The organism is Streptomyces corallincola (genome assembly GCF_019104725.1).
GTDB classification, from domain to species: domain Bacteria; phylum Actinomycetota; class Actinomycetes; order Streptomycetales; family Streptomycetaceae; genus Streptomyces; species Streptomyces corallincola.
Genome location: NZ_JAHRXF010000034.1, coordinates 37,906 through 64,128, shown reverse-complemented (window position 1 = coordinate 64,128; position 26,223 = coordinate 37,906). Strand labels below are relative to the sequence as shown.

24 protein-coding genes, 4 tRNA genes and 1 pseudogene are annotated in these 26,223 nt (G+C 69.9%); 24 read left to right on the top strand and 5 right to left on the bottom strand.

What is annotated here, in order from left to right; all coding sequences use genetic code 11:
• The first annotated feature begins 630 nt into the window (after nt 1-630).
• Entirely contained in the window at nt 631-1,761 is a 1,131-nt protein-coding gene (locus KUM39_RS20300; RefSeq protein WP_504740069.1) for a helix-turn-helix domain-containing protein, read from the top strand.
• On the opposite strand, the gene KUM39_RS20295 is transcribed toward KUM39_RS20300, so the two are convergent.
• A complete protein-coding gene (locus KUM39_RS20295) occupies nt 1,745-2,533 on the bottom strand; it encodes an NUDIX domain-containing protein (protein WP_217787144.1) in 789 nt (262 codons plus the stop codon). The two genes, KUM39_RS20300 and KUM39_RS20295, sit on opposite strands and share 17 nt — an antisense overlap.
• Nucleotides 2,534-2,694: 161 nt before the next feature.
• Here KUM39_RS20295 and KUM39_RS20290 point away from each other — a divergent pair.
• The 5 genes from KUM39_RS20290 (at nt 2,695) to KUM39_RS20270 (ending at nt 5,706) form a co-directional block, all read left to right on the top strand.
• Nucleotides 2,695-2,771, top strand: a tRNA-Tyr gene (locus tag KUM39_RS20290).
• 406 nt (nt 2,772-3,177) lie between these two features.
• Nucleotides 3,178-3,318, top strand: a complete 141-nt coding sequence (locus tag KUM39_RS20285) for a hypothetical protein (RefSeq protein ID WP_217787143.1) — start codon at nt 3,178-3,180, stop codon at nt 3,316-3,318.
• 84 nt (nt 3,319-3,402) lie between these two features.
• Nucleotides 3,403-4,455: an SDR family oxidoreductase gene (locus KUM39_RS20280; protein ID WP_217787142.1), complete on the top strand. Its 1,053-nt coding sequence runs from the start codon at nt 3,403-3,405 to the stop codon at nt 4,453-4,455.
• Nucleotides 4,456-4,514: 59 nt separating this feature from the next.
• Nucleotides 4,515-5,345, top strand: a complete 831-nt coding sequence (locus KUM39_RS20275) for an MmyB family transcriptional regulator (protein WP_308288185.1) — start codon at nt 4,515-4,517, stop codon at nt 5,343-5,345.
• 148 nt (nt 5,346-5,493) lie between these two features.
• Nucleotides 5,494-5,706: a hypothetical protein gene (locus KUM39_RS20270; RefSeq protein ID WP_217787141.1), complete on the top strand. Its 213-nt coding sequence runs from the start codon at nt 5,494-5,496 to the stop codon at nt 5,704-5,706.
• Nucleotides 5,707-5,861: 155 nt separating this feature from the next.
• On the opposite strand, the gene KUM39_RS20265 is transcribed toward KUM39_RS20270, so the two are convergent.
• On the bottom strand, nt 5,862-6,518 hold the full coding sequence (locus tag KUM39_RS20265) for an SDR family oxidoreductase (protein ID WP_217787140.1): 657 nt from the start codon (nt 6,516-6,518) through the stop codon (nt 5,862-5,864).
• 189 nt (nt 6,519-6,707) lie between these two features.
• Entirely contained in the window at nt 6,708-7,991 is a 1,284-nt protein-coding gene (locus KUM39_RS20260; RefSeq protein WP_217787139.1) for an amidohydrolase family protein, read from the bottom strand.
• A 236-nt stretch (nt 7,992-8,227) separates the two neighbouring features.
• Here KUM39_RS20260 and KUM39_RS20255 point away from each other — a divergent pair.
• From KUM39_RS20255 to KUM39_RS20220, 8 genes are all read left to right on the top strand, one after another.
• Nucleotides 8,228-8,300, top strand: a tRNA-Thr gene (locus tag KUM39_RS20255).
• Between the two features lie 46 nt (nt 8,301-8,346).
• Nucleotides 8,347-8,419, top strand: a tRNA-Met gene (locus KUM39_RS20250).
• A 91-nt stretch (nt 8,420-8,510) separates the two neighbouring features.
• The gene (rpmG, locus tag KUM39_RS20245) at nt 8,511-8,675 is read left to right on the top strand and encodes a 50S ribosomal protein L33 (RefSeq protein ID WP_018834916.1); all 165 of its coding nucleotides are present in this window, start codon (nt 8,511-8,513) and stop codon (nt 8,673-8,675) included.
• Between the two features lie 123 nt (nt 8,676-8,798).
• On the top strand, nt 8,799-9,251 hold the full coding sequence (locus KUM39_RS20240) for a MaoC family dehydratase N-terminal domain-containing protein (RefSeq protein ID WP_217787138.1): 453 nt from the start codon (nt 8,799-8,801) through the stop codon (nt 9,249-9,251).
• 7 nt (nt 9,252-9,258) lie between these two features.
• Complete coding sequence (locus tag KUM39_RS20235; RefSeq protein ID WP_217787137.1) at nt 9,259-9,687, top strand: MaoC family dehydratase; 429 nt, start codon at nt 9,259-9,261, stop codon at nt 9,685-9,687.
• Nucleotides 9,688-9,809: 122 nt separating this feature from the next.
• Nucleotides 9,810-10,379: a TetR/AcrR family transcriptional regulator gene (locus tag KUM39_RS20230; RefSeq protein WP_217787136.1), complete on the top strand. Its 570-nt coding sequence runs from the start codon at nt 9,810-9,812 to the stop codon at nt 10,377-10,379.
• 90 nt (nt 10,380-10,469) lie between these two features.
• The gene (locus KUM39_RS20225; RefSeq protein WP_217787135.1) at nt 10,470-11,924 is read left to right on the top strand and encodes a DHA2 family efflux MFS transporter permease subunit; all 1,455 of its coding nucleotides are present in this window, start codon (nt 10,470-10,472) and stop codon (nt 11,922-11,924) included.
• Between the two features lie 138 nt (nt 11,925-12,062).
• The gene (locus tag KUM39_RS20220; protein WP_217787134.1) at nt 12,063-13,118 is read left to right on the top strand and encodes a UDP-N-acetylmuramate dehydrogenase; all 1,056 of its coding nucleotides are present in this window, start codon (nt 12,063-12,065) and stop codon (nt 13,116-13,118) included.
• Between the two features lie 18 nt (nt 13,119-13,136).
• Here KUM39_RS20220 and KUM39_RS20215 read toward each other — a convergent pair whose 3' ends face one another.
• Complete coding sequence (locus KUM39_RS20215; RefSeq protein WP_217787133.1) at nt 13,137-14,177, bottom strand: adenosine deaminase; 1,041 nt, start codon at nt 14,175-14,177, stop codon at nt 13,137-13,139.
• A gap of 129 nt (nt 14,178-14,306) precedes the next feature.
• On the bottom strand, nt 14,307-15,533 hold the full coding sequence (locus KUM39_RS20210; RefSeq protein WP_217787132.1) for a pyridoxal phosphate-dependent aminotransferase: 1,227 nt from the start codon (nt 15,531-15,533) through the stop codon (nt 14,307-14,309).
• Between the two features lie 259 nt (nt 15,534-15,792).
• Between KUM39_RS20210 and KUM39_RS20205 the strand changes: the two genes are divergently transcribed.
• The 10 genes and pseudogenes from KUM39_RS20205 to rpoB all read left to right on the top strand — a co-directional run bounded on the left by KUM39_RS20205 (nt 15,793) and on the right by rpoB (nt 26,160).
• Nucleotides 15,793-15,865, top strand: a tRNA-Trp gene (locus KUM39_RS20205).
• 107 nt (nt 15,866-15,972) lie between these two features.
• Complete coding sequence (gene secE / locus KUM39_RS20200) at nt 15,973-16,254, top strand: preprotein translocase subunit SecE (protein ID WP_217787131.1); 282 nt, start codon at nt 15,973-15,975, stop codon at nt 16,252-16,254.
• 80 nt (nt 16,255-16,334) lie between these two features.
• Nucleotides 16,335-17,240 carry a transcription termination/antitermination protein NusG gene (nusG, locus tag KUM39_RS20195; protein ID WP_217787130.1) on the top strand — a complete coding sequence of 302 codons (906 nt, stop codon included), beginning with the start codon at nt 16,335-16,337 and terminating at the stop codon, nt 17,238-17,240.
• 170 nt (nt 17,241-17,410) lie between these two features.
• Entirely contained in the window at nt 17,411-17,845 is a 435-nt protein-coding gene (rplK, locus tag KUM39_RS20190) for a 50S ribosomal protein L11 (protein WP_164581833.1), read from the top strand.
• Between the two features lie 94 nt (nt 17,846-17,939).
• A complete protein-coding gene (gene rplA / locus KUM39_RS20185; RefSeq protein WP_217787129.1) occupies nt 17,940-18,665 on the top strand; it encodes a 50S ribosomal protein L1 in 726 nt (241 codons plus the stop codon).
• A 173-nt stretch (nt 18,666-18,838) separates the two neighbouring features.
• Nucleotides 18,839-19,783 carry an SCO4651 family lipoprotein gene (locus tag KUM39_RS20180; protein ID WP_217787128.1) on the top strand — a complete coding sequence of 315 codons (945 nt, stop codon included), beginning with the start codon at nt 18,839-18,841 and terminating at the stop codon, nt 19,781-19,783.
• 100 nt (nt 19,784-19,883) lie between these two features.
• Nucleotides 19,884-20,768, top strand: a pseudogene (locus KUM39_RS20175) (SCO4651 family lipoprotein).
• 303 nt (nt 20,769-21,071) lie between these two features.
• Nucleotides 21,072-21,602, top strand: coding sequence for a 50S ribosomal protein L10 (gene rplJ / locus KUM39_RS20170; protein ID WP_217787127.1), 531 nt, complete (start codon nt 21,072-21,074; stop codon nt 21,600-21,602).
• Nucleotides 21,603-21,717: 115 nt separating this feature from the next.
• A complete protein-coding gene (gene rplL, locus KUM39_RS20165; protein WP_217787126.1) occupies nt 21,718-22,104 on the top strand; it encodes a 50S ribosomal protein L7/L12 in 387 nt (128 codons plus the stop codon).
• Between the two features lie 570 nt (nt 22,105-22,674).
• Nucleotides 22,675-26,160 (top strand): DNA-directed RNA polymerase subunit beta, encoded by a 3,486-nt coding sequence (gene rpoB / locus KUM39_RS20160; RefSeq protein WP_217787125.1) that lies wholly within the window; start codon nt 22,675-22,677, stop codon nt 26,158-26,160.
• Nucleotides 26,161-26,223 lie beyond the last annotated feature (63 nt).

The window sequence follows — 26,223 nt, the reverse complement described above, 5'->3', positions numbered from 1 at the left end:
GCGTCGGACTGTCCGGCTCCCCACACCCCCTCCCGTACGGCCAGCGCACGTGACGCGGCAGGACGGGAGGGAGAGGCAGCCGGCCGCAGCACCTCAGCACTGCGAAGCCAGGAAACGGACCGAGGTGTGTCAGGCGCCGCCGGCTGGTCCGGGACGGCGGCGCCAAGGTTTTCGTTGGTGCATGGGGAGTCCTCCGAGCGAGATCAACAAAGGGGATGAAGCACTGCAAAGGGGACCAAGTCCCCACTCTCCGGCCGTTGCTCGCGGTCGCCGGGCCACCTCGCCAGTACGGGCCGAAACCCTGTTCCACCTGGCCTCTAGCGGGATTGCAGCGTCCCCGCCCTCTGCGTTGGAGAAGCCCAAAGAAGGACCCTCCGACGCACCGTGATCCGGAAGCGATCCCCGTTTCTGGTGCGCACCAGTAGATTGCATCTGGTGCGCACCAGATGTCAACTGGTTCGCTGACTTCGGGGGTGAGTCCCTGTCGCGGTGCCCCTTCAGGAGACCGCTCGGGATGGGGTGGCCGGTAGCCAACAGCCCTTAACCATCGGCCTGTTAACCCCTTTTGACCTGCGCGAATCTGCGGCACCCTAGAGGTGCAGAGATCGGAACCGACATCAGGCGGGGCCCGTGGACTCAGGACTTCGAAAAGCGCGAACGGCACGCGGCTGGTCGCAAGAACGACTCATCCGAGAGATCGAGCGGTACGCCCGGCAGCACCTCACGGACATCGCTTCCACTGCGAGCCTGCGGGTGTACGTCTCCGAGTGGGAGAACGGAAAGCGGACGATCTCAGATCGGTACGCGAGTCTGCTCCGACAGCTTCTCGGGGTGACCGATGACGAACTGAGGGGCGCGCCCACCGCTGCCGTGATGGCCACTGCCGACGGTTACGACGACCTGTTGAGCAGGATCGATGCCGCAAGCAGCGTGGGCACGTCGATGGTGGACGCGTTCAACGCGCAGACCGAGCTTCTGCGGTCTATGGATCGCCAGATGGGTGCGGCCGGACTCATCGACCAGATGACGGGGCATCTTGCGGCGCTCGAAGACGCGCTCAACTTCGCGGTCTTGCCGAGCGCACGCCGGCCGGTCGCGCTGGCGCTCGCGGGAGCATCGACACTCGCTGCTTGGCAGGCCATCGACTCCGGAGCGGTCGAACGGGCTTGGCGCCACTACGAAACGGCGAAGAGCGCCGCCCGTGACGCCGAAGCGCCCATGTACCTGGCACACGCGATGGGGGAGCAGGCGTTCGTACTATGCGAAGCCGGTCGGCCCGCGCTCGGGGTTGAACTGGTCCGTGACGCTCAACGATCCCTGGGTCGGTCCGGGTCACCTCGTCTCCGGGCCTGGCTGCACGCGACCGAAGCTGAACTGTGCGCCCACGCAGGACTGGCGGACGACTGCCGGCGCGCGCTCGACAAAGCATCGGGGTGCATCCCGGTCGGTCCCGAAGACCGCGACCCGGACATGCTGAGCATCTTCCTGAACGGCTCACACCTGACACGCTGGCGCGGCAACGTGCTCGGTCTACTCGGAGACGCGGAGGCGGTGAGCAGCCTCTACGACGCACTACAAGGCATGGACCCCACCTTTGTGCGGGCGCGCGCCGGACTGCATACGGACTTGGCGCACGCCCACCTCGCGCGAGCCGAGTACGACGACGCGCACACCCATCTCAGGCAGGCGCGGCTACTGGCCGGCCGCACCGGATCGGTGAGGCAGCGCCGGCGTGTGGACCTGCTCAGTGAGCGGCTGTAGAGCCGGGGCGCGTCCGGCTCGCAAGGATGTGCAGTAGTGCAACCAGAGTCCCCGAACCAAGTAGCTCACCCTGCGCCATGAGCCCCGGAATGTCGGAGAGGGGAACCCACTCGATGTGTCCGGCCTCTTCCAGGTCGGTCGGCTCGCCCACCTTCTCCGCACCGTGAGACACGAAGATCTCGTGTGGGGAGTCCACCATGCCGACCATCGGCTGGTAGGTGACAACGTGCTCCAGAGCGGACGGTCGCCACCCTGTCTCTTCAACGACTTCCCGAAGCGCCGCGTCCGCCGGCGACTCGCCTTCGTCCACGATGCCGCCGGGGAGCTCCCAGCCGAATCGGCCGGGGACGAACCGGTAGCGCCACATCATGAGGACGCGCTCTTGGTCGTCCACCACCGCCGTGATCGCGACGTGCTGGAGCTTGACGACGTGATGTTCGAAACGCTCCACGCCGGGTGGCTCCACGTCCCAGAGTTGAAGCTTGACCCACTGGTTGTCATAGAGGTCGCGCTCGCCGTGGACCTGCCAGGGTTCGACGCCTTCGGGGGTGCTCACACTCACTGCGCCGGGCACCCGGTACGAGCTGCGCCCTCGTACCTCTAGCGCTCCTTCGGACACAAGGCGAGCCAGTACCTGCCGAAGGGCTGTGCGTCCGATGCCCAGCTCTTCCGTCAAGGAACGCTCGGACGGGAACTTGTCGCCCGGTACGTACTGCCCCGATGCGAGCCGTTCCCGAAGCGTCTCGTAGACCTTGGTCGTTTTCGGTCCCATGCGCGGAGCACTCCCCGTTCTGCCGTGGTGCGTACCAGCGTAGCCATCACGGGACACGCTTCCTCCGGTCTTCAGGGGGATGGAATTTCCAAGATCCGGACCAGGCGCGGACAACGCGGTGCGGTTAGGCGCCTGCCGATGCCTGGCGTGCAGGTCAGAGAGGGTTTGCGGTGGCGATCAAGGCGAGACTGTAAATCTGCCGGCTCAGCCTTCCCAGGTTCGAATCCTGGCGCCGCCACACTGGGGAAAACCCCCTCTGACCAGCCATCACGGCCGGTCGGAGGGGGTTTCTTCGTTCCCGGCGTCCGTTCGATTCGTCGCGGACAGGCGCGGACTTGTCTCACCCGATCCCGCCCGAATCCCACATCTGATCAGTGCGTGTCCCCCAGGTGTTCCCCGGGGGAGAGCTTGATCACCCCGGTTCGTTCCACTCCCGAAGGGCCGCGTCGATTCGGCTGGTCGCGCGCTCACGGGTCTGGTCAAGCACCTTGGCGTTCGGAGGGGGTGCGGGCGGATTGGGTGAGGGGGCGTCCGAAGAGGTGGCCAAGGCGGCGCCCAGTGCTTCCGTTTCCGCCGGGGTCGCCGCGTCCGCTTCTGCGCGCGTCGCGGCCGAAACCACCTACGTTCCTCCTGTCGAGGAGCCGGTGGCCCGGATCGCCGCGCTGCGGGGGCAACTCGGGGACGACTGGTCCTTCGAGAGCCTGAAGAAGCGTCAGAAGCAGCTCATCGGCGCCCGCGACGGGATCAACGCCCGGATGCGGGGGCACCCCGGGGACTACCAGTAGCCGAAGCCGCGCTCACCCTGTCCCTCCCGGTACCAGTACCGGCGGTGCCTGGAGCGGCGGCGGCCCGCGCGGGAGCATCGCCGTATGGCACATGTACTCGTCACCGGGGGGACCGGATTCCTCGCGTCCCGCACCATCGTCCAGCTGCTCACCGCCGGGCACAGCGTCACCACGACCACGCGGACCGCCGCGCGGCGGGCGGACGTCGAGCGGATGCTCGGGGCCGCCGGGGTGGGGGAGGAGGTGCGGCGGGAGGCGCTCTCCTGGGCCGTCGCCGATCTGACCTCGGACGACGGGTGGGGTGAGGCCGCGGCCGGAGCCGAGTACGTCCTGCACATCGCCTCGCCGCTCCCGGCCGCACAGCCCGAGAACGAGGACGACGTCATCGTCCCCGCACGCGACGGGGCGCTCCGCGTGCTGCGGGCCGCACGGGACGCCGGAGTACGGCGCACCGTGCTGACCTCGTCCTTCGCCGCCGTCGGATACGGACACCCCGACAACGGGCGGGTGTTCACCGAGGAGGACTGGACGGACACCGCCGGGCCCGGAGTCTCGCCGTACGTCAAGTCCAAGGCCATCGCCGAGCGGGCCGCCTGGGACTTCGTACGGGAGGACGGCGGCGGGATGGAACTCACCGTCGTCAATCCGGTCGGCATCTTCGGGCCGGTGCTCGGGCCCGACTACGCGGCCTCGGTCCGGGTCGTGCACGCCATGCTCACCGGCCGGACCCGCTGCGCGCCGCCCCTCTGGACGAACACCGTGGACGTCCGGGACGTGGCCGACCTGCACCTGCGCGCCATGACCGCTCCGCAGGCCGCCGGGCAGCGCTACCTCGCCCTCGCCGGTGAGCCGATCTCCTTCCGGGACATCGCCCGTGCTCTCCGCGGCAGTCTCGGCCCGGACGCCGTAAGGGCGCCCACCATCGCCGTTCCCGCGTGGCTCATTGGTCTCCTCGCGCCTTTCAAACCCGCGTTGGGTGAGTCGTTCGCCCAGCTCGGGGTCGCCCGCCGCGCCTCCCACGCCAAGGCGCGCACCGAACTCGGCTGGTCGCCGCGTACCAACGAGGACGCCGTCGCCGCGACCGGGGAGAGCCTGGTGCGCCTCGGGCTCGCCGGAAGCCGGAGCAGGGGCCGGTGAGCGTCCCCGCGCCCGGTCGTCCACTGCGCCTCGGCCCCGTCAGCGGTTAGCGTCGAAGCGTGGCGCAGTACGACATGGCCGACACCCTCGGCGCGTTCCTCCGGGCCCGGCGTGCCCTGGTCACGCCGGAGCAGGCCGGGCTGCCCGCCGGTGCGCGGCGCCGGGTGCCGGGTCTGCGGCGCGAGGAGGTCGCGCTGCTGGCCGGTATCAGCCCCGAGTACTACCTGCGGCTGGAGCAGGGCCGGAACCGCCACCCCTCCGACCGGATCGTCACGGCGCTCGCCGCCGCCCTGCTGCTCGACCAGGACGCCGCCGCCTACCTCCACCGCCTCGCCCGGCCTACCCCGACCCCGACCGGCGGACGACAGCGCCCCCGCACGGGCCGTGACGACCACGCCGGGCTCCGGGCGCTGCTCGACAACTGGCCCGGCACTCCCGCCTACGCCCACGGCCCCGGCGGGCGCGTCCTCGCCGCCAACCGCCTCGCCGCACTGCTCTGCCCGCACTACGCCGTCGGCCGCAACCCGCTGCGCGCCGCCTTCCTCGCCCCCGACATGCGGCGCCTCTACCCCCAGTGGGACGAGATGACCGCCAAGGTCGTCTCCGGGCTGCGTACCGTGCTCGACGTGGACGACGCCGATCCGGAACTCCTGGAGACCATCCGCGAACTCACCCTCGCCAGCGAGCGGTTCGCCACCCTCTGGGCCCGCCGCGAGGTCCGCCGCCGCGACACCGGCCGCTCCCGCCTCGACCACCCCGTCGTCGGCCGCCTCGACCTGCGCTACGAGAAACTCCTGCGCCCCGGAACCCGCGAACTCATCGTCGTCTACTACCCCGACCCCGACTCGCCGGACGCGGAACGGCAACTACGTCTGCTGGAAGCCTCTTAAACCCGTCCGACCCCCGGAACACCCCCACCCCGACCCCGACATCCCTCCCCAGGGTCCCCCCACCGAGGGCGAGTTCCCCGCCGCCGCGAACGCCCCGCGAACGCCCCGCGAACGCCCCGCGCACACCCGCACCAGGCACACTGACCACATGGCATCCCGTCGCAGAACCTGCCCCGTGTGCCGCCGCGACATCGCCGTCGTGGCGGGCCGTTTCGCCCGCCACGACCCGCCCGGAGTCCGGGAGGGCGTCGATCTCGTCTCCTGCTCCGGCTCCCGCCTCCAGGCCCAACTCGGCGCCGCCCAGCCCACGCTGGACGGCTACGTCGTCCCGGACTTCCCCGGCCAACTCCCCCTTTTCTGACGCCGGGACCCGACCCACGCCCGCGCCCACACCGCCCGGCTCGTGCCCACACCGCGCGCCTCGCGCCCACACCGCCCGGCCCACGCCACGCCCCTCAACGGCCGCCCGTCACAACACCCCAGCCGCGCGACGCACCCGCCCGCGCAGCGTCGCCCCTAATTCCCCGCCACCGACTTCACCGCCACCGAAACCGGCGTGGACCCCGCCACCAGCTCCAGCGTCAGCCCCGCTGTCGCCGCCGAGTCCACCAGCTCCGCAATGACGGCCGCCACGTCGTCCCGTGTCACCGGCCCCCGTCCGGTGCGCGCTTCCAGCCGGACCAGCCCCGTGCCGGGGTCGTCCTTCAGCGCGCCGGGGCGCAGGATCGTCCAGTCCAGGGCGCTCTGCCGGGTGACGTACGCGTCCGCCGCGCCCTTGGCCCGCAGATACGCGTCGAAGATCTCGTCCCCCTCGTGCGCGGGGTCCGCGCCCATCGAGGAGACGACCACGAACCGGCGTACGCCCGCCCGTACCGCCGCGTCCGCGAACAGCACCGCGGCGCCCCGGTCCACGGTGTCCTTGCGGTCCGTCCCGCTGCCCGGACCGGCACCGGCCGCGAACACCGCCGCGTCCGCGCCCGCGAGGACCGCGGTGACCTCCTCGACCGGCGCCGACTCCAGGTCGAGGACGACCGGTTCGGCGCCCGCCGCCCGCAGGTCGTCCGCCTGCTCGGGCTTGCGGATGATCCCCGCGACCTCGTCCCCGCGCGCCACGAGCCGCCGTTCCAGCCGCAGCGCGATCTGACCATGTCCACCAGCGATGACAATGCGCATGATTCCGACCGTACGCCCGAAGGTCCGCATCCGCCGTACGAGTTGTGCCCCGGGGAACGCGCGCGGAGCGGCGGCCCTCAGCACGCGCCCCCACCGCCGCAGCGAGCCCTGCCCGCACCCCGAAGCGCTCCCACGACCGCGCTTCCGCGAAGCCCGCCCCCGAACCCCCCCCCCGCCCCGGAAAACCCCCTACTCCGGCCCCGCCCGCCCCTGCCGGGGCAACCCCGCCTCCGCGCTCCCCGCCGCCCCGCAGAACTCCCGTACCGCGCTCGTCCGCGCCACCACCCGCCCCTGGTGGATCACGATCCGGCTGTAGGCCAGCGAGAGCGCCCCCGCCAGGTCGTCCCCGCGCACCGCGAGGAGTTCCGCCGGAAAGCCCGCCTCGACCCGCACCTCCGGCAGCCCCAGCGCCTCCCGCGCCGACGTGCTCACCGTCTCGTACGCCTCCTCGGGGCGCAGGCCGTGCGCGGAGGCGAGCAGGTAGGCGGCCTCCAGCGGGTCGCCGCGGCCGACCGGGTTGGCGAGGTCGCGCAGCGCGCCGCTGCCCGCCGCCACCCGCACCCCGGCCGCGCGCAGCAGCCGTACCGGGGGTGTGCCGCGCCGGTCCGTGCCCGCGCAGCCGCCCTGCGGCAGGCAGACCACGGAGATCCCGGCGGCGGCGAGCCGGTCCGCCAGACGGCCCGTGGCCGCTTCCGAGAGCGCCGCGAGCCCGGCGCACGGGCCGACGCTCACCCCCTGCCGCAGACCGCCCGCCGTCGCCGCGAGCCGGGACAGCCGGGCCGGGTCGGCCGCGTCGGTGTGCAGATCGACCGGGCAGCCGTGCTCCGAGGCGACGTCGAGCAGCGCCTCCACGTACCCGGCGGGATCGGGGTCGAGGTCGGGGCAGCCGCCCACCACGGCGGCGCCCATCTTCACCGCGTCCCGCAGCATCGCCAGCCCGTCCGCCCCGGCCACCCCGGTCAGCACACGGGGCATCGCCACCGCCGTCAGCTCCGCGAGCCCGCGCAGCGAGCGCCGTGCCTGGAGCACCGCCTCCAGCGCGCCGAGCCCCTGCACGTCCCCGATCCGGACGTGTGCGCGCAGCGCCGTCGCCCCGTGCCCGAGCTGGAGCAGCGCCGCCTCCGTGGCCCGGCGCCGCACGTCCTCCGGTGCGTACGACGCCGGGCCCGCGTGCTCGGCGGAGAGCGCGGTGTCGGCGTGGGCGTGCGGTTCGGCGGGGGCCGGCAGCAGCAGATGGCCGCCGAGATCCAGCCGGGCGGGCCCGGCGTCCGCGCGGGCCGGACCGGTGCGCCCGGCCGGTGCCGGGGCCAGACTGCCCGCCGTGCCCACCGCCTCGATACGCCCTCGGGACAGCCGTACGTCCACGGTGCGCCCGTCGGTGAGCCGTGCCCCGCAGAGCAGCAGCGTGGAGTCGGGACGGCCCGGGGAGCCGGACGGGCGCGGTGACGACGGGTACGGCTGGCTGTCGGGCATCGGACTCCAGGGTCGGACCGGGCTGCCTGCGGACGGCCGTGCACGGGCCGGGGCCGCCGCGCACGCATGATCACGCAGAGTGGGGACGAGCCTAGGACGGGGAGTCACAGGGGTCCGGGAGGAGCGCAATAGTCGTACCGGTGTGGCCCCTGGTGGGGAGGGGACAGACCCGTACGGGGGCGGCCGGATACGGATTTGGGGGAACGGCTGGGGACCGTGTAATGTCTTCCTCGCTCGCCCCAATAGCTCAGTCGGCAGAGCGTCTCCATGGTAAGGAGAAGGTCAACGGTTCGATTCCGTTTTGGGGCTCTGGTGGGTGAGGTTCCCGTCGAAAGGCGGGAGCCGATCGCATCAAAGCGGTGTAGCTCAGTCGGTAGAGCAAGCGGCTCATAATCGCTGTGTCACCGGTTCAAGTCCGGTCACCGCTACTGACAGTAGCCGATTGTGGGGTCGGTCCTTCGATCGGCTACTCTTTCTTGCGTTGAATCAAGTCCATCCGTTCGTCTTAGGAGCACTCACGTGGCTGCCACCGACGTCCGCCCGAAGATCACGCTGGCCTGCGTGGAGTGCAAGGAGCGGAACTACATCACCAAGAAGAACCGGCGTAACAACCCGGATCGCATGGAGATGAAGAAGCACTGCCCGCGTTGCAACGCGCACACCGCGCACCGCGAAACGCGATAATTCAGGCTCGTACGTGAGGCCGTCCCCTCTTGAGGGGGCGGCCTCACGTCGTTTCCGTCTCTCCGCGTCACCCGTATCTTCTCTTCGTCCCTTCTCTCAAACCCTGACCAGGAGGTATCGGGCATGGCGCTCGACCAGTCCTTCGTCGGGCGGACCTATCCGCCCACCGCGCCCTACGAGGTGGGCCGGGAGAAGATCCGCGAGTTCGCCGAGGCGGTCGGGGAGACCAACCCCGCGTACACGGACCCGGAGGCCGCCAAGGCGTTCGGTCACTCCGATGTGATCGCGCCGCCGACGTTCGTGTTCTCCATCACCTTCCGGGCCGCCGGACAGGTCGTCGAGGACCCGCAGTTGGGCCTGGACTACAGCCGCGTGGTGCACGGCGACCAGAAGTTCGCCTACACCCGCCCGGTGCGGGCCGGTGACCGGCTCACGGTCACCTCCACCATCGAGAGCATCAAGTCCCTCGCGGGCAACGACGTACTCGACATCCGCGGCGAGGTGCACGACGAGGCCGGGGAGCACGTCGTGACCGCCTGGACCAAGCTCGTGGCCCGCGCGGCCGAGGAGGGATGAGCCCCCGATGACGGCGAAGATCGCATACGACGACGTCGAGGTCGGCACCGAACTGCCCTCGCGGACCTTCCCGGTGACCCGTGCCACCCTCGTGCGGTACGCCGGTGCCTCCGGTGACTTCAACCCGATCCACTGGAACGAGAAGTTCGCCAAGGAGGTCGGGCTGCCGGACGTCATCGCGCACGGCATGTTCACGATGGCCGAGGCGGTCCGGGTGGTCACCGACTGGACCGGTGACCCCGGCGCGGTCGTGGAGTACGGCGTCCGCTTCACCCGGCCCGTCGTCGTCCCCAACGACGACCGGGGCGCGCTGATCGAGGTCGCCGCCAAGGTCGCGGCCAAGCTCGACGACAACACCGTCCGCGTGGACCTCACCGCCACCAGCGGCGGCCAGAAGGTCCTGGGCATGTCCAGGGCCGTCGTACGACTGGCCTGAGCGGCGCGGCGGGTAAGGGGCGGCTGCCATTGCGGTCGCCCCTTACCCATCGCCGCCCCATGCACAGCGCCCACCCACGCATCCGCTTGCGCAAGTTAGTGATTGCGTACTAACTTAGCCGCATGCCCAGAATGAGTGCCGAAGAGCGCCGCGAGAGTGTCATCCGCGCGGCCATCTCGGAGTTCGCGCAGCGGGGGTACTACGGCACCTCCACCGAGGCGATCGCCCGGCGGGTCGGCGTGTCACAGCCGTATCTGTTCCGGCTCTTTCCGGGCAAGAAGGCGATGTTCGCCGCCGCCGCGCTGCGCTGCATCGACTGCATGTGCCGGGTCTTCGAGGGGGCGGCCGACGGGCTGGCCGGTGAGGAGGCGCTCCGGGCGATGGCGCAGTCGTACGTGCTCATGATCCAGGAGCAGCCCGAACTGCTCCAGATGCAGATCCAGATCTGCGCGGCGGTCGCCGCGGCCGAGGCCGCCGGTGACGCGCAGTTCGGCGAGGACGTGCGGGCCGCCTGGCTGCGACTGTGGGAGACCGTGCACGGGCCGCTCGGCTGCGACGAGAACGAGACGACGGTCTTCATGGCCTACGGCATGCTCATCAACACCCTTGCCGCGATGGGGTTCCCGCCCGGCCACCGGGTGTGGGAGGGCATGTATCCCGCGGCCAGGATTCCGACGCCCGCGGGGGAGTAGCGGAAGTGGCCCGCAAGGGCGGCCGTTTTCGCGGGCACGAAAGTTAGTAAGCACTCACTACGCGAGAATCACTCATCCTCTGGGGGAGAGATGACCGAACAGACCGAGGCATCGGGCACCGCGTCCAGCAGAGCGGGCACCGTCTGGGCCATCGTCATCACCAGCGTCGCCGGTTTCATGGCGGCCCTCGACAACCTCGTCGTCACCACCGCGCTGCCCTCGATCCGCAAGGACCTCGGCGGCGCGCTGAGCGACCTGGAATGGACCGTGAGCGCCTACACGCTCACCTTCGCCGTCCTGCTCATGTTCGGCGCCGCGCTCGGCGACCGCTTCGGCCGCCGCCGGATGTTCCTCACCGGCCTCACCGTCTTCACGCTCGCCTCCGCCGCCGCCGCGACGGCGCCCGGCATCGGCTCCCTGATCGCCGCCCGCGCCGTCCAGGGCGCCGGAGCCGCCGTGATGATGCCGCTCACCCTCACCCTGCTCACCGCCGCCGTGCCCGCCGCCAGGCGCGGGCTCGCGTTCGGCATCTCGGGCGCCGTCAACGGCCTCGCCGTCGCCTCCGGGCCGCTCATCGGCGGCAGCCTCACCGAACACATCTCCTGGCACTGGATCTTCTGGCTGAACGTCCCGCTCGGTGTCGCCCTGCTGCCCCTCGCCCGGCTCCGCCTCTCCGAGTCGCACGGCACCGGCGCCCCGCTCGACGTACCCGGCACCCTGCTCGTCAGCGGCGGCCTCTTCGGCATCGTCTACGGCCTGGTGCGCGGCCCGGTGGACGGCTGGGACGGCACCGGTGTGCTGATCTCACTGTTCGCGGGCGCCGCGCTGCTCGCCGGGTTCGTCCTCTACAGCACCCGCGCCAAGAACCCCATGCTCCCCATGCGGCTGTTCCGCTCCCGCGCCTTCTCCGGCATCAACGCGGCCAGCCTGCTGATGTTCCTCGGCATGTTCGGCTCGATCTTCCTGCTCAGCCAGTTCATGCAGGGCGTGCTCGGCTACTCGCCCACCCAGGCGGGGCTGCGGATGCTGCCCTGGACCGGCATGCCCATGCTGGTCGCGCCGATCGCCGGAATCCTCTCCGACCGCGTGGGCGGCCGACCCGTCGTCGCCACCGGCCTGTTCCTCCAGGCCATCGGCCTCGGCTACCTGGCCGCCATCGCCTCCGCCGACGTCTCCTACGCCGAACAACTGCCCGCGCTGATCATCAGCGGTGTCGGCATGGCGCTGTTCTTCGCGCCCGCCTTCAACCTCGTGATGTCCAGCGTCCGGCCGCACGAGCAGGGCATCGCCTCCGGCGCCAACAACGCGCTGCGCGAGGTCGGCGGCGCGCTCGGCATCGCCGTGATGTCCTCGATCTTCGCCTCGTGGGGCGGCTACGAGAGCGCCACCGCCTTCGTGGACGGACTCCGTCCCGCCGTCGCCGTCGGCGCCGGGGTGGTCGGCCTCGCCGGGATCGCCGCCCTGTTCGTCCCGTCCCGCCGCCGCAGCTCCGCACCGACCGGGACGCCCGGCTCCGAACCGGTGCTGGAGACCGCCGCCTCCTGACCCCGCCCGACCCGCCCTCGCGCGTACGGCCCCGCCCCGGCACCGGGCGGGGCCGTACCCGTACGCGCGGCCCCGCCCCGGGACGATCCGCCGCGCCCGTGCCCGGCGTTGTCGGTGCCGTCTCGTACGCTTGGGCGCGTGCAGGAACTCCACGACGCCCCCCTCGCCCCGCTGACCACCTTCCGGCTGGGCGGCCCCGCCACCCGGCTGGTCACCGCGACGACCGACGCCGAGGTGATCGACACCGTGCGCGCGGCCGACGACAGCGGCACGCCCCTGCTGATCGTCGGCGGCGGCTCCAACCTCGTCATCGGCGACAAGGGCTTCGACGGCACCGCCCTGCGCATCGCCACCACCGGCTTCGAACTCACCGGCACCACCCTGGAACTGGCCGCCGGAGAGGTCTGGTCCGACGCCGTCGCCCGCACCGTCGAGGCCGGACTCGCCGGGATCGAGTGCCTGGCCGGTATCCCCGGCTCGGCCGGTGCCACCCCCGTGCAGAACGTCGGCGCCTACGGCCAGGAGGTCTCCTCCACCATCACCGAGGTGATCGCCTACGACCGCCGCGCGGGCGAGACCGTCACCCTCACCGGCGAGGAGTGCGCCTTCTCGTACCGGCACAGCCGCCTCAAGGAACACCCCGAGCGGTACGTCGTCCTCCGCGTCCGCTTCCGCCTGGAGGACGCCGACGGCCTCTCCGCGCCCGTCCGTTACGCCGAGACGGCCCGCGCCCTCGGCGTCGAGCAGGGCGACCGCGTGCCGCTGGCCCACGCCCGCGAGACCGTGCTGAGGCTGCGTGCCGGGAAGGGCATGGTCCTGGACGCCGCCGACCACGACACCTGGTCCGCCGGGTCCTTCTTCACCAACCCGATCCTCGACGACGAGCGGTTCGCCGAGTTCCTCGACCGTGTCCACGACCGCCTCGGCGCCGACACCGAACCGCCCGCCTACCCGGCGGGGGAGGGCCGCACCAAGACCTCGGCGGCCTGGCTGATCGACAGGTCCGGCTTCACCAAGGGCTACGGCACCGGCCCTGCCCGCATCTCCACCAAGCACACCCTCGCCCTCACCAACCGGGGCGACGCCACCACCGAGGACCTGCTCGCCCTCGCCCGCGAGGTCGTCGCCGGGGTCCACGAGGCGTTCGGCGTCACCCTGGTCAACGAGCCGGTGACCGTGGGCGTCAGCCTCTAATAGCCCAGCCGCAGCCGCTCACTCGGCCGGTGCCGCCAGCCACGCGTCCACACCCGCCAGCAGCCGCTGCTTCGTCTCCTCCGGCGCCGCCGAACCCCGTACCGACTGCCGGGCCAGCTCGGCCAGTTCGGCGTCCGAGAAACCGTGATGGGCACGGGCGATCTCGTACTGCGCGGCCAGCCGGGAGCCGAACAGCAGCGGGTCGTCCGCGCCCAGTGCCATCGGCACGCCCGCCTCGAACAGCGTGCGCAGCGGCACGTCCTCGAACTTCTCGTACACCCCCAGCGCCACGTTCGACGCCGGGCACACCTCGCACGTGATCTGCCGGTCCGCCAGCCGCTTCAGCAGCCGGGGGTCCTCCGCGGCCCGCACCCCGTGCCCGATCCGGGAGGCGTGCAGATCGTCCAGGCAGTCGCGCACCGACGCCGGGCCGGTCAGCTCACCGCCGTGCGGCGCGGAGAGCAGCCCGCCCTCCCGTGCGATGGCGAACGCCCGGTCGAAGTCCCGTGCCATGCCCCGGCGTTCGTCGTTGGAGAGGCCGAAGCCGACCACGCCCCGGTCCGCGTACCGCACCGCGAGCCGGGCCAGCGTGCGCGCGTCCAGCGGGTGCTTCATCCGGTTCGCCGCGACCAGCACCCGCATCCCGAGCCCGGTCTCCCTCGCGGTCGTCTCCACCGCGTCCAGGATGATCTCCAGCGCCGGGATCAGCCCGCCGAGCCGGGGCGCGTACGAGGTCGGGTCCACCTGGATCTCCAGCCAGCCCGAGCCGTCCCGCACGTCCTCCTCGGCAGCCTCGCGGACCAGCCGCCGGATGTCGTCCGGCTCGCGCAGGCAGGAGCGCGCCGCGTCGTACAGCCGCTGGAAGCGGAACCAGCCGCGCTCGTCCGTCGCGCGCAGTCTCGGCGGTTCCCCGCTGGTCAGGGCCTCGGTCAGGGAGTCGGGCAGCCGCACGCCGTGCTTGTCGGCCAGCTCCAGGACGGTCCACGGCCGCATCGAGCCGGTGAAGTGCAGATGCAGGTGGGCCTTCGGCAGCCCAGAGAGATCACGTACACGCTCCATCCCAGGATCCTGCCGCAACGGCGCGCCGTCCCGGAAGGTCTTTCCCCGAACGTGGTCTTGCTCGCACAGGCGAACGGGCCGTCTCCCCGGCAGGGAGACGGCCCGCGCACGGGACCGGAAACCGGAACGTCAGTCGCGCGCCTCGGCCAGCAGCTTCTGCAGTCGGCTCACGCCCTCGACGAGGTCCTCGTCACCGAGCGCGTACGACAGCCGCAGATAGCCCGGCGTGCCGAACGCCTCACCGGGGACGACCGCGACCTCGGCCTCCTCCAGGATCAGCGCGGCCAGCTCGACGGTGTCCTGCGGGCGCCTGCCCCGGATCTCCTTGCCGAGCAGCGCCTTCACCGACGGGTAGGCGTAGAACGCGCCCTCGGGTTCCGGGCAGAGCACCCCGTCGATCTCGTTCAGCATCCGCACGATCGTGCGCCGCCTCCGGTCGAACGCCTCGCGCATCTCCGCGACCGCCTTCAGGTCGCCGGAGACCGCGGCGAGCGCCGCGGCCTGGGCGACGTTGGAGACGTTGGAGGTGGCGTGCGACTGGAGGTTGGTCGCGGCCTTGACCACGTCCTTCGGGCCGATCACCCAGCCCACCCGCCAGCCGGTCATGGCGTACGTCTTCGCCACGCCGTTCACCACGACGCACTTGTCGCGCAGTTCGGGCAGCAGCGCGGGCAGCGAGGTGAACCGCGCGTCGCCGTAGACCAGGTGCTCGTAGATCTCGTCGGTGAGCACCCACAGACCGTGCTCGACGGCCCAGCGGCCGATGGCCTCCGCCTCGGCCTCGGGGTAGACGGCGCCCGTCGGGTTGGACGGCGAGACGAAGAGGACGACCTTGGTCCGCTCGGTGCGCGCGGCCTCCAGCTGCTCCACACCCACCCGGTAACCGGTGGTCTCGTCCGCGACGACCTCCACCGGCACACCACCGGCCAGCCGGATCGACTCCGGGTACGTCGTCCAGTACGGCGCCGGGACGATGACCTCGTCACCGGGGTCGAGGATCGCGGCGAACGCCTCGTAGATGGCCTGCTTGCCGCCGTTGGTCACCAGGATCTGGGAGGCGTCCACCTCGTAGCCGGAGTCGCGGAGCGTCTTCGCGGCGATCGCGGCCTTCAGCTCCGGCAGCCCGCCGGCCGGGGTGTAGCGGTGGTACTTCGGGTTACGACAGCCCTCGACGGCCGCCTCGACGATGTAGTCCGGGGTCGGGAAGTCGGGTTCACCGGCGCCGAAGCCGATCACCGGACGCCCGGCGGCCTTGAGGGCCTTCGCCTTGGCGTCCACGGCGAGGGTCGCGGACTCGGAGATCGCGCCGACTCGGGCGGAGACCCGGCGCTCGGTGGGAGGGGTTGCAGCGCTCATGACCCCATCGTTCCAGACCGGAAACGAGCCCGGCACACGGGTTTCACAGACTGAACGGCCAACGGGTCGGACCCTGAACACGGGTCCGAATCCCCGCTCCGGCCTGGACGATCTTCGGTCGCGCAGCTCAGGGCCGACACTTTCTGTTCGACGCCGGGCCGGTGAGCACGTACACTCACTCCTCGTCGGTCTCCGGCGGCCCGCGGAACCCGGTGCACACCAAGCACCCGGCGGCATGCGGTACGTTGGGGGCACACAAAGGGTCGTAGCTCAATTGGTAGAGCACCGGTCTCCAAAACCGGCGGTTGGGGGTTCAAGTCCCTCCGGCCCTGCTACACACACCGCCAGGATGTGTGCGCATGTACGTACAGCAATGCACCGCCGTGCGGCTCAGAAACCGGGCGCGGCACGGCCACGACCCGGAATCAGGTGAGGAAGCATGACGGACGCCGTGGGCTCCATCGACACGCCTGATGCCCAGGACGAGGTACCGGAGAAGAAGGCCCGCAAGGGCGGCAAGCGTGCCAAGAAGGGCCCGCTGAAGCGCCTCGCCACCTTCTACCGCCAGGTCGTGGCGGAACTCCGCAAGGTCGTCTGGCCGAGCCGCAATCAGCTGACGTCGTACACCACCGTCGTGATCGTCTTCGTAGCGATCATGATCGGCCTGGTCACCGTGATTGACTACGGGCTCAACCACGCCGCCAAGTACGTTTTCGGCTGAGTCCAGAGCGAAGGGCGCCGTGGTACCGGCGCCTTTTTTCGCATGTTCCACCCCTATGTATCCAGGAAGAAGCAGCCATCGTGTCTGACCCGAACCTGAACGACGCCACTGAGCCTCGGGAGAGTGCCGCCGAGACGGTGGACGACGAGCTCGACATCGTCGAAGGCGCGGACGAGACGGACGAGTTCGAGGCTGCGGAAGCCGAACTGGGTGAGCCGGTCGAGGAGACCGCGCTGCACGTCGAGGACAGCGAGTCCACGGACGGCGAGTCCGACGAATCCGTCGAGGACACCGCGTCCGACGACGACAGCGAGTCCGACGAGGCCGAGGACGCCGTCGAGGAGGCCGAGGCGGAGCCCGCCGAGCCGGTCGATCCCGTCACCGCCCTGCGCGAGGAACTGCGCACCCTGCCCGGCGAGTGGTACGTCATCCACACCTACGCCGGTTACGAGAACCGCGTGAAGACCAACCTGGAGCAGCGCGCCGTCTCGCTGAACGTCGAGGACTACATCTTCCAGGCCGAGGTGCCGCAGGAAGAGGTCGTCCAGATCAAGAACGGCGACCGCAAGACGATCAAGCAGAACAAGCTGCCGGGTTACGTCCTCGTCCGCATGGACCTCACCAACGAGTCCTGGGGCGTCGTCCGCAACACCCCCGGTGTCACCGGCTTCGTCGGCAACGCCTACGACCCGTACCCGCTGACCCTGGACGAGATCGTCAAGATGCTCGCCCCGGAGGCCGAGGAGAAGGCCGCCCGCGAGGCCGCCGAGGCCGAGGGCAAGCCCGCTCCGCAGCGCAAGGTCGAGGTCCAGGTGCTGGACTTCGAGGTCGGCGACTCGGTCACCGTCACCGATGGCCCGTTCGCCACCCTCCAGGCGACCATCAACGAGATCAACGCCGACTCCAAGAAGGTCAAGGGCCTGGTGGAGATCTTCGGCCGCGAGACGCCGGTCGAGCTGAGCTTCGACCAGATCCAGAAGAACTAGGTTCCGACGGACCCCATCGCCTCCGCAGCAGGTCAGGTCGGCTGTTCGCAGCCGGGCTGACCTGCTCGGTTTTTGGCCGCGCATCTATACCCGTTATCGTTGTGCGGTATGCCCGCGTCCGGGTGGTCCCGGAAGCGGGCAGGACCCGAATCGAAAGGACCCGGAGAGCTATGCCTCCCAAGAAGAAGAAGGTCACGGGGCTCATCAAGCTCCAGATCAACGCCGGTGCGGCGAACCCGGCTCCGCCGGTCGGCCCCGCGCTGGGCCAGCACGGCGTCAACATCATGGAGTTCTGCAAGGCCTACAACGCCGCGACCGAGTCGCAGCGTGGCTGGGTGATCCCGGTGGAGATCACGGTCTACGAGGACCGTTCCTTCACCTTCGTCACCAAGACGCCGCCGGCCGCGAAGATGATCCTCAAGGCCGCTGGTGTCGAGAAGGGCTCCGGCGAGCCCCACAAGACCAAGGTCGCGAAGATCACCGACGCGCAGGTCCGCGAGATCGCCCAGACGAAGCTCCCCGACCTGAACGCCAACGACCTCGACGCCGCCGCGAAGATCATCGCCGGCACCGCGCGGTCGATGGGCATCACGGTCGAGGGCTGACCTTCCCCTCGCCTTCACGCGGCCTTCGAGGTCGCACGTGGCAGGGCCTGCTCGGCCCGTACCACGCCTCCTTCCAGACCACACAGGAGCAGTTGTGAGCAAGCGCAGCAAGGCTCTCCGCGCTGCGGACGCCAAGATCGACCGGGACAAGCTCTACGCCCCGCTCGAGGCCGTCCGTCTCGCCAAGGAGACCACCACCACCAAGTTCGACGGCACCGTCGAGGTCGCCTTCCGCCTGGGCGTTGACCCGCGCAAGGCCGACCAGATGGTCCGTGGCACCGTGAACCTTCCGCACGGCACCGGCAAGACCGCCCGGGTCCTGGTCTTCGCGACCGGTGACCGTGCCGAGGCCGCGCGTGCCGCGGGCGCCGACATCGTCGGCGCCGACGAGCTGATCGACGAGGTGGCGAAGGGCCGTCTGGACTTCGACGCCGTCGTCGCCACCCCGGACCTCATGGGCAAGGTCGGCCGCCTCGGCCGCGTCCTCGGCCCGCGTGGTCTGATGCCGAACCCGAAGACCGGCACCGTGACCCCGGACACCGCCAAGGCCGTGACCGAGATCAAGGGCGGCAAGATCGAGTTCCGCGTGGACAAGCACTCGAACCTGCACTTCATCATCGGCAAGTCGTCCTTCGACGACACCAAGCTGGTGGAGAACTACGGCGCCGCGCTGGAGGAGATCCTCCGTCTGAAGCCGTCCGCCGCCAAGGGTCGCTACATCAAGAAGGCCGCCATCACCACCACGATGGGCCCCGGCATTCCCGTTGACCCCAACCGCACCCGCAACCTCCTCGTCGAGGAGGACCCGGCCGCCGTCTGAGCCCCGCGCTCACTCCGGTAGCCGCGTCCTGGCGCGCGCAGCAGCACCGAGCGGACCCCGCACCCCTCCGAGGGCGCGGGGTCCGCTCCGTTTCGCCGTCCCGCTTTTCCCCTCCCGTTGTCAGTGGTCCGCGCTACGGTTCCCCCACAGCAACGGCACAGCGGGGGGACACGATGCGCGCCACGAGGCGTACGACGACACGCGGGGCGGTGCTCGCCGCCGCGCTGGCCGCCCTCCTGACCCTGGCGGGCTGCGGCGCGTCCACCGCACCGGCGCCGGACGGAAAGGCGGACGGAAAGGCGGACGGCACGGCGGGCGGCGGGGGCGCCGGGCGCTTCGACCCGCTCGCCGCGCTGCGCACGGCCGCGCACTCCACCGACCGCGCCGAGTCCGCCCGCGTGCGCTCGACCACCTCGATGGGCGACCTCATGTCGATGACCGCCGAGGGCACCCTCGCCTGGGACCACGGCATCCGCGGCGACCTGACGCTCACCTACACCGGCGGCCGTCTCGCGGACACCCTGCGCGCGGCCGGTACGGCGACCATGCGGGCCCGCTATCTGCCGGACGCCTACTACGTGCGCATGAGCGACGACTTCGCCCGGAGGGCCGGGGGCAGGCACTGGGTCCGGTATTCCTACAAGGCCCTTGCCGCGGCCGGGGGTTCGGGGGCGTACGTCTCGGACCAGATGCGGGACTCCTCGCCCAACCAGTCCGTGAAGCTGCTGCTCGCCTCCGGTGACGTCCGTGAGATGGGCACCGAGCGGGTGGCCGGGACGCGCACCACGCACTACGCGGGCACCGTCCGCGTCTCCGACCTCGCCGCCCGCACGGGCCGGGGCCTGACCGCCGCCCAGCTCGCCGAGCTGAAGCAGCAGCTCCGGCGCTCCGGCATCGGCACCGAGCGCATCGACCTCTGGGTGGACGGGCGGAATCTGCTGGTCAAGAAGACCGAGCGGGCCGACGTCACCGAGGGCCCCGCCACCGGCACCTTCACCACCACCGCCGTCTACACCGACTACGGCGTGCGCACCACCACCGAAGCGCCCCCGCCCGCCGACACCACCGACTTCACCGACCTGATGAAGACGGGCGGCGGAGTGTCCGGCACTTCCTGAACGACCGCCGGGAATCCGTGTGCACGCACGTTCCGGCCCGAGTTAAGATCGTCCGCTTGCCATTACTTGGCATATACATCATGTTCTCTTGGGGGGAATCATGAACAAGTCCCACGTCCGCATACCCGCCGTCGGCATGGCCGCGCTGCTGCTCGCCGCCGGTGCCGTGGGCTGCGCGAAGGGCGACGGCGCGCAGAGCAAGGACGGCGCGCAGGGCAAGCCGGTCACCGGGCTCCGGATGACCCCGGCCGCCGCGGTCGCCAAGGCGGCGGCGAACGCCGAGCAGATCACCTCGCTGCACTACCGGATGACCGGCAAGGTCCCGCAGGCGGGCCGTATCGAGGCCGACGCGCGGATGCGGATGAAGCCCGACCTGGCGATGTCCATGAAGACCTCGGCGCTGGACGAGGGCGCCGACGGCAGCGTCGAGATCCGGCTCGTCAAGAAGGTCATGTACATGGGCGGCAACGCCGCGATGGCCAAGGAGATGGGCGGCAAGCACTAGCTCAAGTTCGACCTCTCCGGCAGCGACGCGGAGAAGAGCCTGGACCAGATGGGCGGCGGCACCGCCTCCCAGGTCAACAGCAACCCGGCCGCGCAGTCCACGTTCCTGGCCGGTGCCCGGGACGTGAAGCGGGTCGGCACCGAGACCGTGGACGGCGAGAAGACCGTCCACTACGCGGGCACCGCCACCGTGGACGAACTGGCGAAGACCATCGACAAGAAGCAGGACGTCGGCGGGGAGCGCAAGAAGAGCCTCGACGCCCTCAAGGCGATGGGCCTGACCAAGCTCGACATGGACATCTGGGTCGGCGACGGCGACCGCACCAAGCAGTTCCGCATGCGCGGCGACACCGACAAGGGCCCGCTGGACACCAAGGTGACGTTCCTGGAGTACAACGAGCCTGTCACCATCGACGTCCCCCCGGCCAAGGACACGTACGACCTGGCGCAGATGATGAAGGACGCCCGGGCCCAGGGCTGATCCGTCCGGTAGCCGCCGAACGGGCGGATTTGCCTGGCGACCGCCCGTTCCCGTACGCTTCCACCGAAGCCAAAGACCGCTGGTCGTTGCCGTGCTCTCCCACGAGGGTCCGGCGACCGAAGGATTCACTGCGAAGTGGACGACCCGCGCAGGTGTCAGTGGAAGAACTCCCGGAGTACACGCGCTCGACGTGTGTGCGGCCGGTCGAGTCCGCCCCGAGCGCCTGCGCCGGGGCGTTTCGTTTTCCTCAGTCCTCCTTCGGGCCCGCGCGGTCAGAATCACCCGGAAGGAGGCCGAGGCTCTATGGCGACGCCCGACAAGGCTGCCGCAGTGGCCGAGTTGACGGAGCAGTTCCGCAACTCCAACGCTGCCGTGCTGACCGAGTACCGCGGTCTCACCGTGGCGCAGCTCAAGACGCTGCGCCGATCGCTCGGTGAGAACGCCCAGTACGCCGTGGTGAAGAACACGCTGACCAAGATTGCGGCCAACGAGGCCGGGATCTCCACGCTGGACGACCTGTTCAACGGTCCGACGGCTGTCGCCTTCGTCACCGGTGACCCGGTGGTGTCCGCGAAGGGTCTCCGTGACTTCGCCAAGGACAACCCGAATCTCGTCATCAAGGGCGGTGTCCTTGACGGCAAGGCGCTCTCCGCCGACGAGATCAAGAAGCTTGCGGACCTCGAGTCCCGCGAGGTTCTGCTCAGCAAGCTGGCCGGTGCCATGAAGGGCAAGCAGTCCCAGGCTGCCTCCCTCTTCCAGGCGCTGCCGTCGAAGCTCGTCCGCACCGTGGACGCCCTTCGCGCCAAGCAGGCCGAGCAGGGCGGTGCCGAGTAATTCGGCTCGCTTTCTGATCCGGGCCGCGTGACGCGGCCCGGGTCGCAGCGGGCCACCGTACGCCCGCCTCTCATGTACATCCGGCACCTGCCGAATTAGTGGAAGGACCGCCATCATGGCGAAGCTCAGCCAGGAAGACCTGCTCGCGCAGTTCGAGGAGATGACCCTCATCGAGCTCTCCGAGTTCGTGAAGGCCTTCGAGGACAAGTTCGACGTCACCGCCGCCGCTGCCGCCCCGGTCGTCGTCGCCGGCGGTGCCGCCGGTGGCGCTGCCGAGGCCGTCGAGGAGCAGGACGAGTTCGACGTCGTCCTCACCGGCGCCGGTGACAAGAAGATCCAGGTCATCAAGGTCGTGCGTGAGCTGACCTCGCTGGGTCTGAAGGAGGCCAAGGACCTCGTGGACGGCACCCCGAAGCCGGTCCTCGAGAAGGTCACCAAGGAGGCCGCCGAGAAGGCCGCCGAGTCCCTCAAGGCCGCCGGTGCGGCTGTCGAGGTCAAGTAAGACCTCTCGGAGTTCCTCCGGGACTCCCCGTGTGAGAGTTGCCGCCCCGTAGGGCTGTAACGCGAACGCAGCCAAGAGCGATCATCCATCCGGGTGGTCGCTCTTGGGCGTATCCGGGGCCCGGCCACGGTTGCCTTGCGCTCGTGAGGGCGAGGGGTATGGTGATCTTCGTCGTGTCTCCGGACAGCCCCGTTCCGGCTGAGGGGCCTTGACGAACCGCACGCAGCGCGCAATTCTCAGGACGCGTCGTCACAACGATCCGAATCCGAGGCATGGATCGGCGGCGAAGAGGGCAGTATGAACGTGCGTTGAGGGCAAGCATGCCGAGGGCGATTTAACGAGGGCGGTCGAGAACAACGAGGGTCTCGCAGAACCCGCACTGGACATCAGTGTGCCAAGTGGCTACACTGACCCTTTGCGCTGCCTGTTAGCTGTCCCCTGCCCGTCACCAGGGGTCTGCCCTCACCGAAGCACCGATGACCAAACCCCGTTGACCTGGGGTTTCAGGTCTCTGTGTCGGAGAGGGGCCGGTACGCGCGTAGTGAGTCCGAGCCCTCGGAAGGACCCCTCTTGGCCGCCTCGCGCACTGCCTCGACCGCGAATACGAACAACGCTGCCAGCACCGCCCCGCTGCGCATCTCCTTTGCAAAGATCAAGGAGCCTCTCGAGGTTCCGAACCTGCTCGCGCTGCAGACCGAGAGCTTTGACTGGCTGCTCGGCAACACCGCCTGGCAGAGTCGGGTCGAGGCGGCTCTCGAGAACGGGCAGGACGTCCCCACCAAGTCCGGTCTGGAGGAGATCTTCGAAGAGATCTCCCCGATCGAGGACTTCTCCGGGTCGATGTCCCTGACGTTCCGGGACCACCGCTTCGAGCCGCCGAAGAACTCCATCGACGAGTGCAAGGACCGCGACTTCACGTACGCGGCCCCCCTCTTCGTCACCGCCGAGTTCACCAACAACGAGACCGGCGAGATCAAGTCCCAGACGGTCTTCATGGGCGACTTCCCGCTCATGACGAACAAGGGCACCTTCGTCATCAACGGCACCGAGCGTGTCGTCGTCTCCCAGCTCGTCCGCTCGCCGGGCGTCTACTTCGACTCCTCCATCGACAAGACGTCCGACAAGGACATCTTCTCCTCCAAGATCATCCCGTCCCGCGGTGCGTGGCTGGAGATGGAGATCGACAAGCGCGACATGGTCGGTGTCCGCATCGACCGCAAGCGCAAGCAGTCGGTCACCGTGCTGCTCAAGGCGCTCGGCTGGAGCACCGAGCAGATCCTGGAGGAGTTCGGCGAGTACGAGTCGATGCGCGCCACCCTGGAGAAGGACCACACCCAGGGCCAGGACGACGCGCTGCTCGACATCTACCGCAAGCTGCGTCCGGGCGAGCCGCCCACCCGCGAGGCCGCGCAGACGCTGCTGGAGAACCTGTACTTCAACCCCAAGCGCTACGACCTCGCCAAGGTCGGCCGCTACAAGGTGAACAAGAAGCTGGGCGCCGACGCCCCGCTGGACGCCGGGGTCCTGACCGTCGAGGACATCATCTCGACGATCAAGTACCTGGTGCAGCTGCACGCCGGTGAGACCGAGACCACGGGCCTCAACGGCAGCACGATCGTCGTCGAGACCGACGACATCGACCACTTCGGCAACCGCCGTCTGCGCAGCGTCGGCGAGCTGATCCAGAACCAGGTCCGTACGGGTCTCGCCCGTATGGAGCGCGTCGTGCGCGAGCGCATGACCACCCAGGACGTCGAGGCGATCACGCCGCAGACCCTGATCAACATCCGGCCGGTCGTCGCCTCCATCAAGGAGTTCTTCGGCACCAGCCAGCTGTCGCAGTTCATGGACCAGAACAACCCGCTGTCGGGTCTCACCCACAAGCGCCGTCTGTCGGCGCTCGGTCCGGGTGGTCTCTCCCGTGAGCGGGCCGGGTTCGAGGTCCGTGACGTGCACCCCTCGCACTACGGCCGCATGTGCCCGATCGAGACGCCCGAAGGCCCGAACATCGGTCTGATCGGCTCGCTCGCCTCCTACGGCCGGGTCAACGCGTTCGGTTTCGTCGAGACGCCGTACCGCAAGGTCGTCGAGGGCACCGTCACCGACGACGTGGACTACCTGACCGCCGACGAGGAAGACCGCTTCGTCATCGCGCAGGCCAACGCCACGCTCAACGACGACCTGCACTTCACCGAGGCCCGTGTCCTGGTCCGCCGCCGCGGCGGCGAGGTTGACTACGTCAACCCCGAGGACGTGGACTACATGGACGTCTCGCCGCGCCAGATGGTGTCCGTCGCCACCGCGATGATCCCGTTCCTGGAGCACGACGACGCCAACCGTGCCCTCATGGGCGCGAACATGATGCGCCAGGCCGTGCCCCTCATCAAGTCCGAGTCCCCGCTCGTCGGCACCGGCATGGAGTACCGCTCCGCCGTGGACGCCGGTGACGTGGTCAAGGCCGAGAAGGACGGTGTGGTCCAGGAGGTCTCCGCGGACTACATCACCACGACCAACGACGACGGCACGTACATCACGTACCGCCTGGCCAAGTTCTCCCGGTCCAACCAGGGCACCTCGGTCAACCAGAAGGTCATCGTCAACGAGGGCGACCGCATCATCACCGGCCAGGTCCTGGCCGACGGCGCGGCCACCGAGAACGGCGAGATGGCCCTCGGCAAGAACCTGCTCGTGGCGTTCATGCCGTGGGAGGGTCACAACTACGAGGACGCGATCATCCTGTCGCAGCGCCTCGTGCAGGACGACGTCCTCTCCTCGATCCACATCGAGGAGCACGAGGTGGACGCCCGCGACACCAAGCTGGGCCCCGAGGAGATCACGCGGGACATCCCGAACGTCTCCGAGGAGGTCCTCGCCGACCTCGACGAGCGCGGCATCATCCGCATCGGTGCCGAGGTCGTCGCCGGTGACATCCTCGTCGGCAAGGTGACCCCCAAGGGCGAGACCGAGCTGACCCCCGAGGAGCGCCTGCTGCGCGCGATCTTCGGTGAGAAGGCCCGTGAGGTCCGCGACACCTCGCTGAAGGTGCCGCACGGCGAGATCGGCAAGATCATCGGCGTGCGCGTCTTCGACCGCGAGGAGGGCGACGAGCTTCCCCCCGGTGTCAACCAGCTGGTGCGCGTCTACGTCGCGCAGAAGCGCAAGATCACCGACGGTGACAAGCTCGCCGGCCGTCACGGCAACAAGGGCGTCATCTCCAAGATCCTGCCCATCGAGGACATGCCGTTCCTGGAGGACGGCACCCCGGTGGACATCATCCTCAACCCGCTGGGTGTCCCGTCCCGCATGAACCCGGGACAGGTCCTGGAGATCCACCTCGGCTGGCTCGCCAGCCGCGGCTGGGACGTCTCCGGCCTCGCGGAGGAGTGGGCCCAGCGCCTCCAGGCCATCGGCGCCGACCAGGTCGCCCCCGGCACCAACGTCGCCACCCCGGTGTTCGACGGTGCCCGCGAGGACGAGCTGGCGGGTCTGCTGCAGCACACCATCCCGAACCGGGACGGCGAGCGCATGGTGCTCCCGACCGGCAAGGCGCGGCTGTTCGACGGCCGCAGCGGTGAGCCGTTCCCGGACCCGATCTCGGTCGGCTACATGTACATCCTGAAGCTGCACCACCTGGTGGACGACAAGCTGCACGCCCGTTCCACCGGCCCGTACTCGATGATCACCCAGCAGCCGCTGGGTGGTAAGGCGCAGTTCGGCGGCCAGCGCTTCGGCGAGATGGAGGTGTGGGCGCTGGAGGCTTACGGCGCCGCGTACGCCCTCCAGGAACTGCTGACGATCAAGTCCGACGACGTCACCGGCCGTGTGAAGGTCTACGAGGCGATCGTCAAGGGCGAGAACATCCCCGAGCCCGGCATCCCCGAGTCCTTCAAGGTGCTCATCAAGGAGATGCAGTCGCTGTGCCTCAACGTGGAGGTGCTGTCCAGCGACGGCATGTCCATCGAGATGCGCGACACCGACGAGGACGTCTTCCGCGCCGCGGAGGAGCTCGGCATCGACCTGTCCCGGCGCGAGCCGAGCAGCGTCGAAGAGGTCTGACGGGAGCCGGCGGGCCCTGGAATCCACCAGGGCCCGCCGACCCCCAGGCCCCCGTTTCAGACC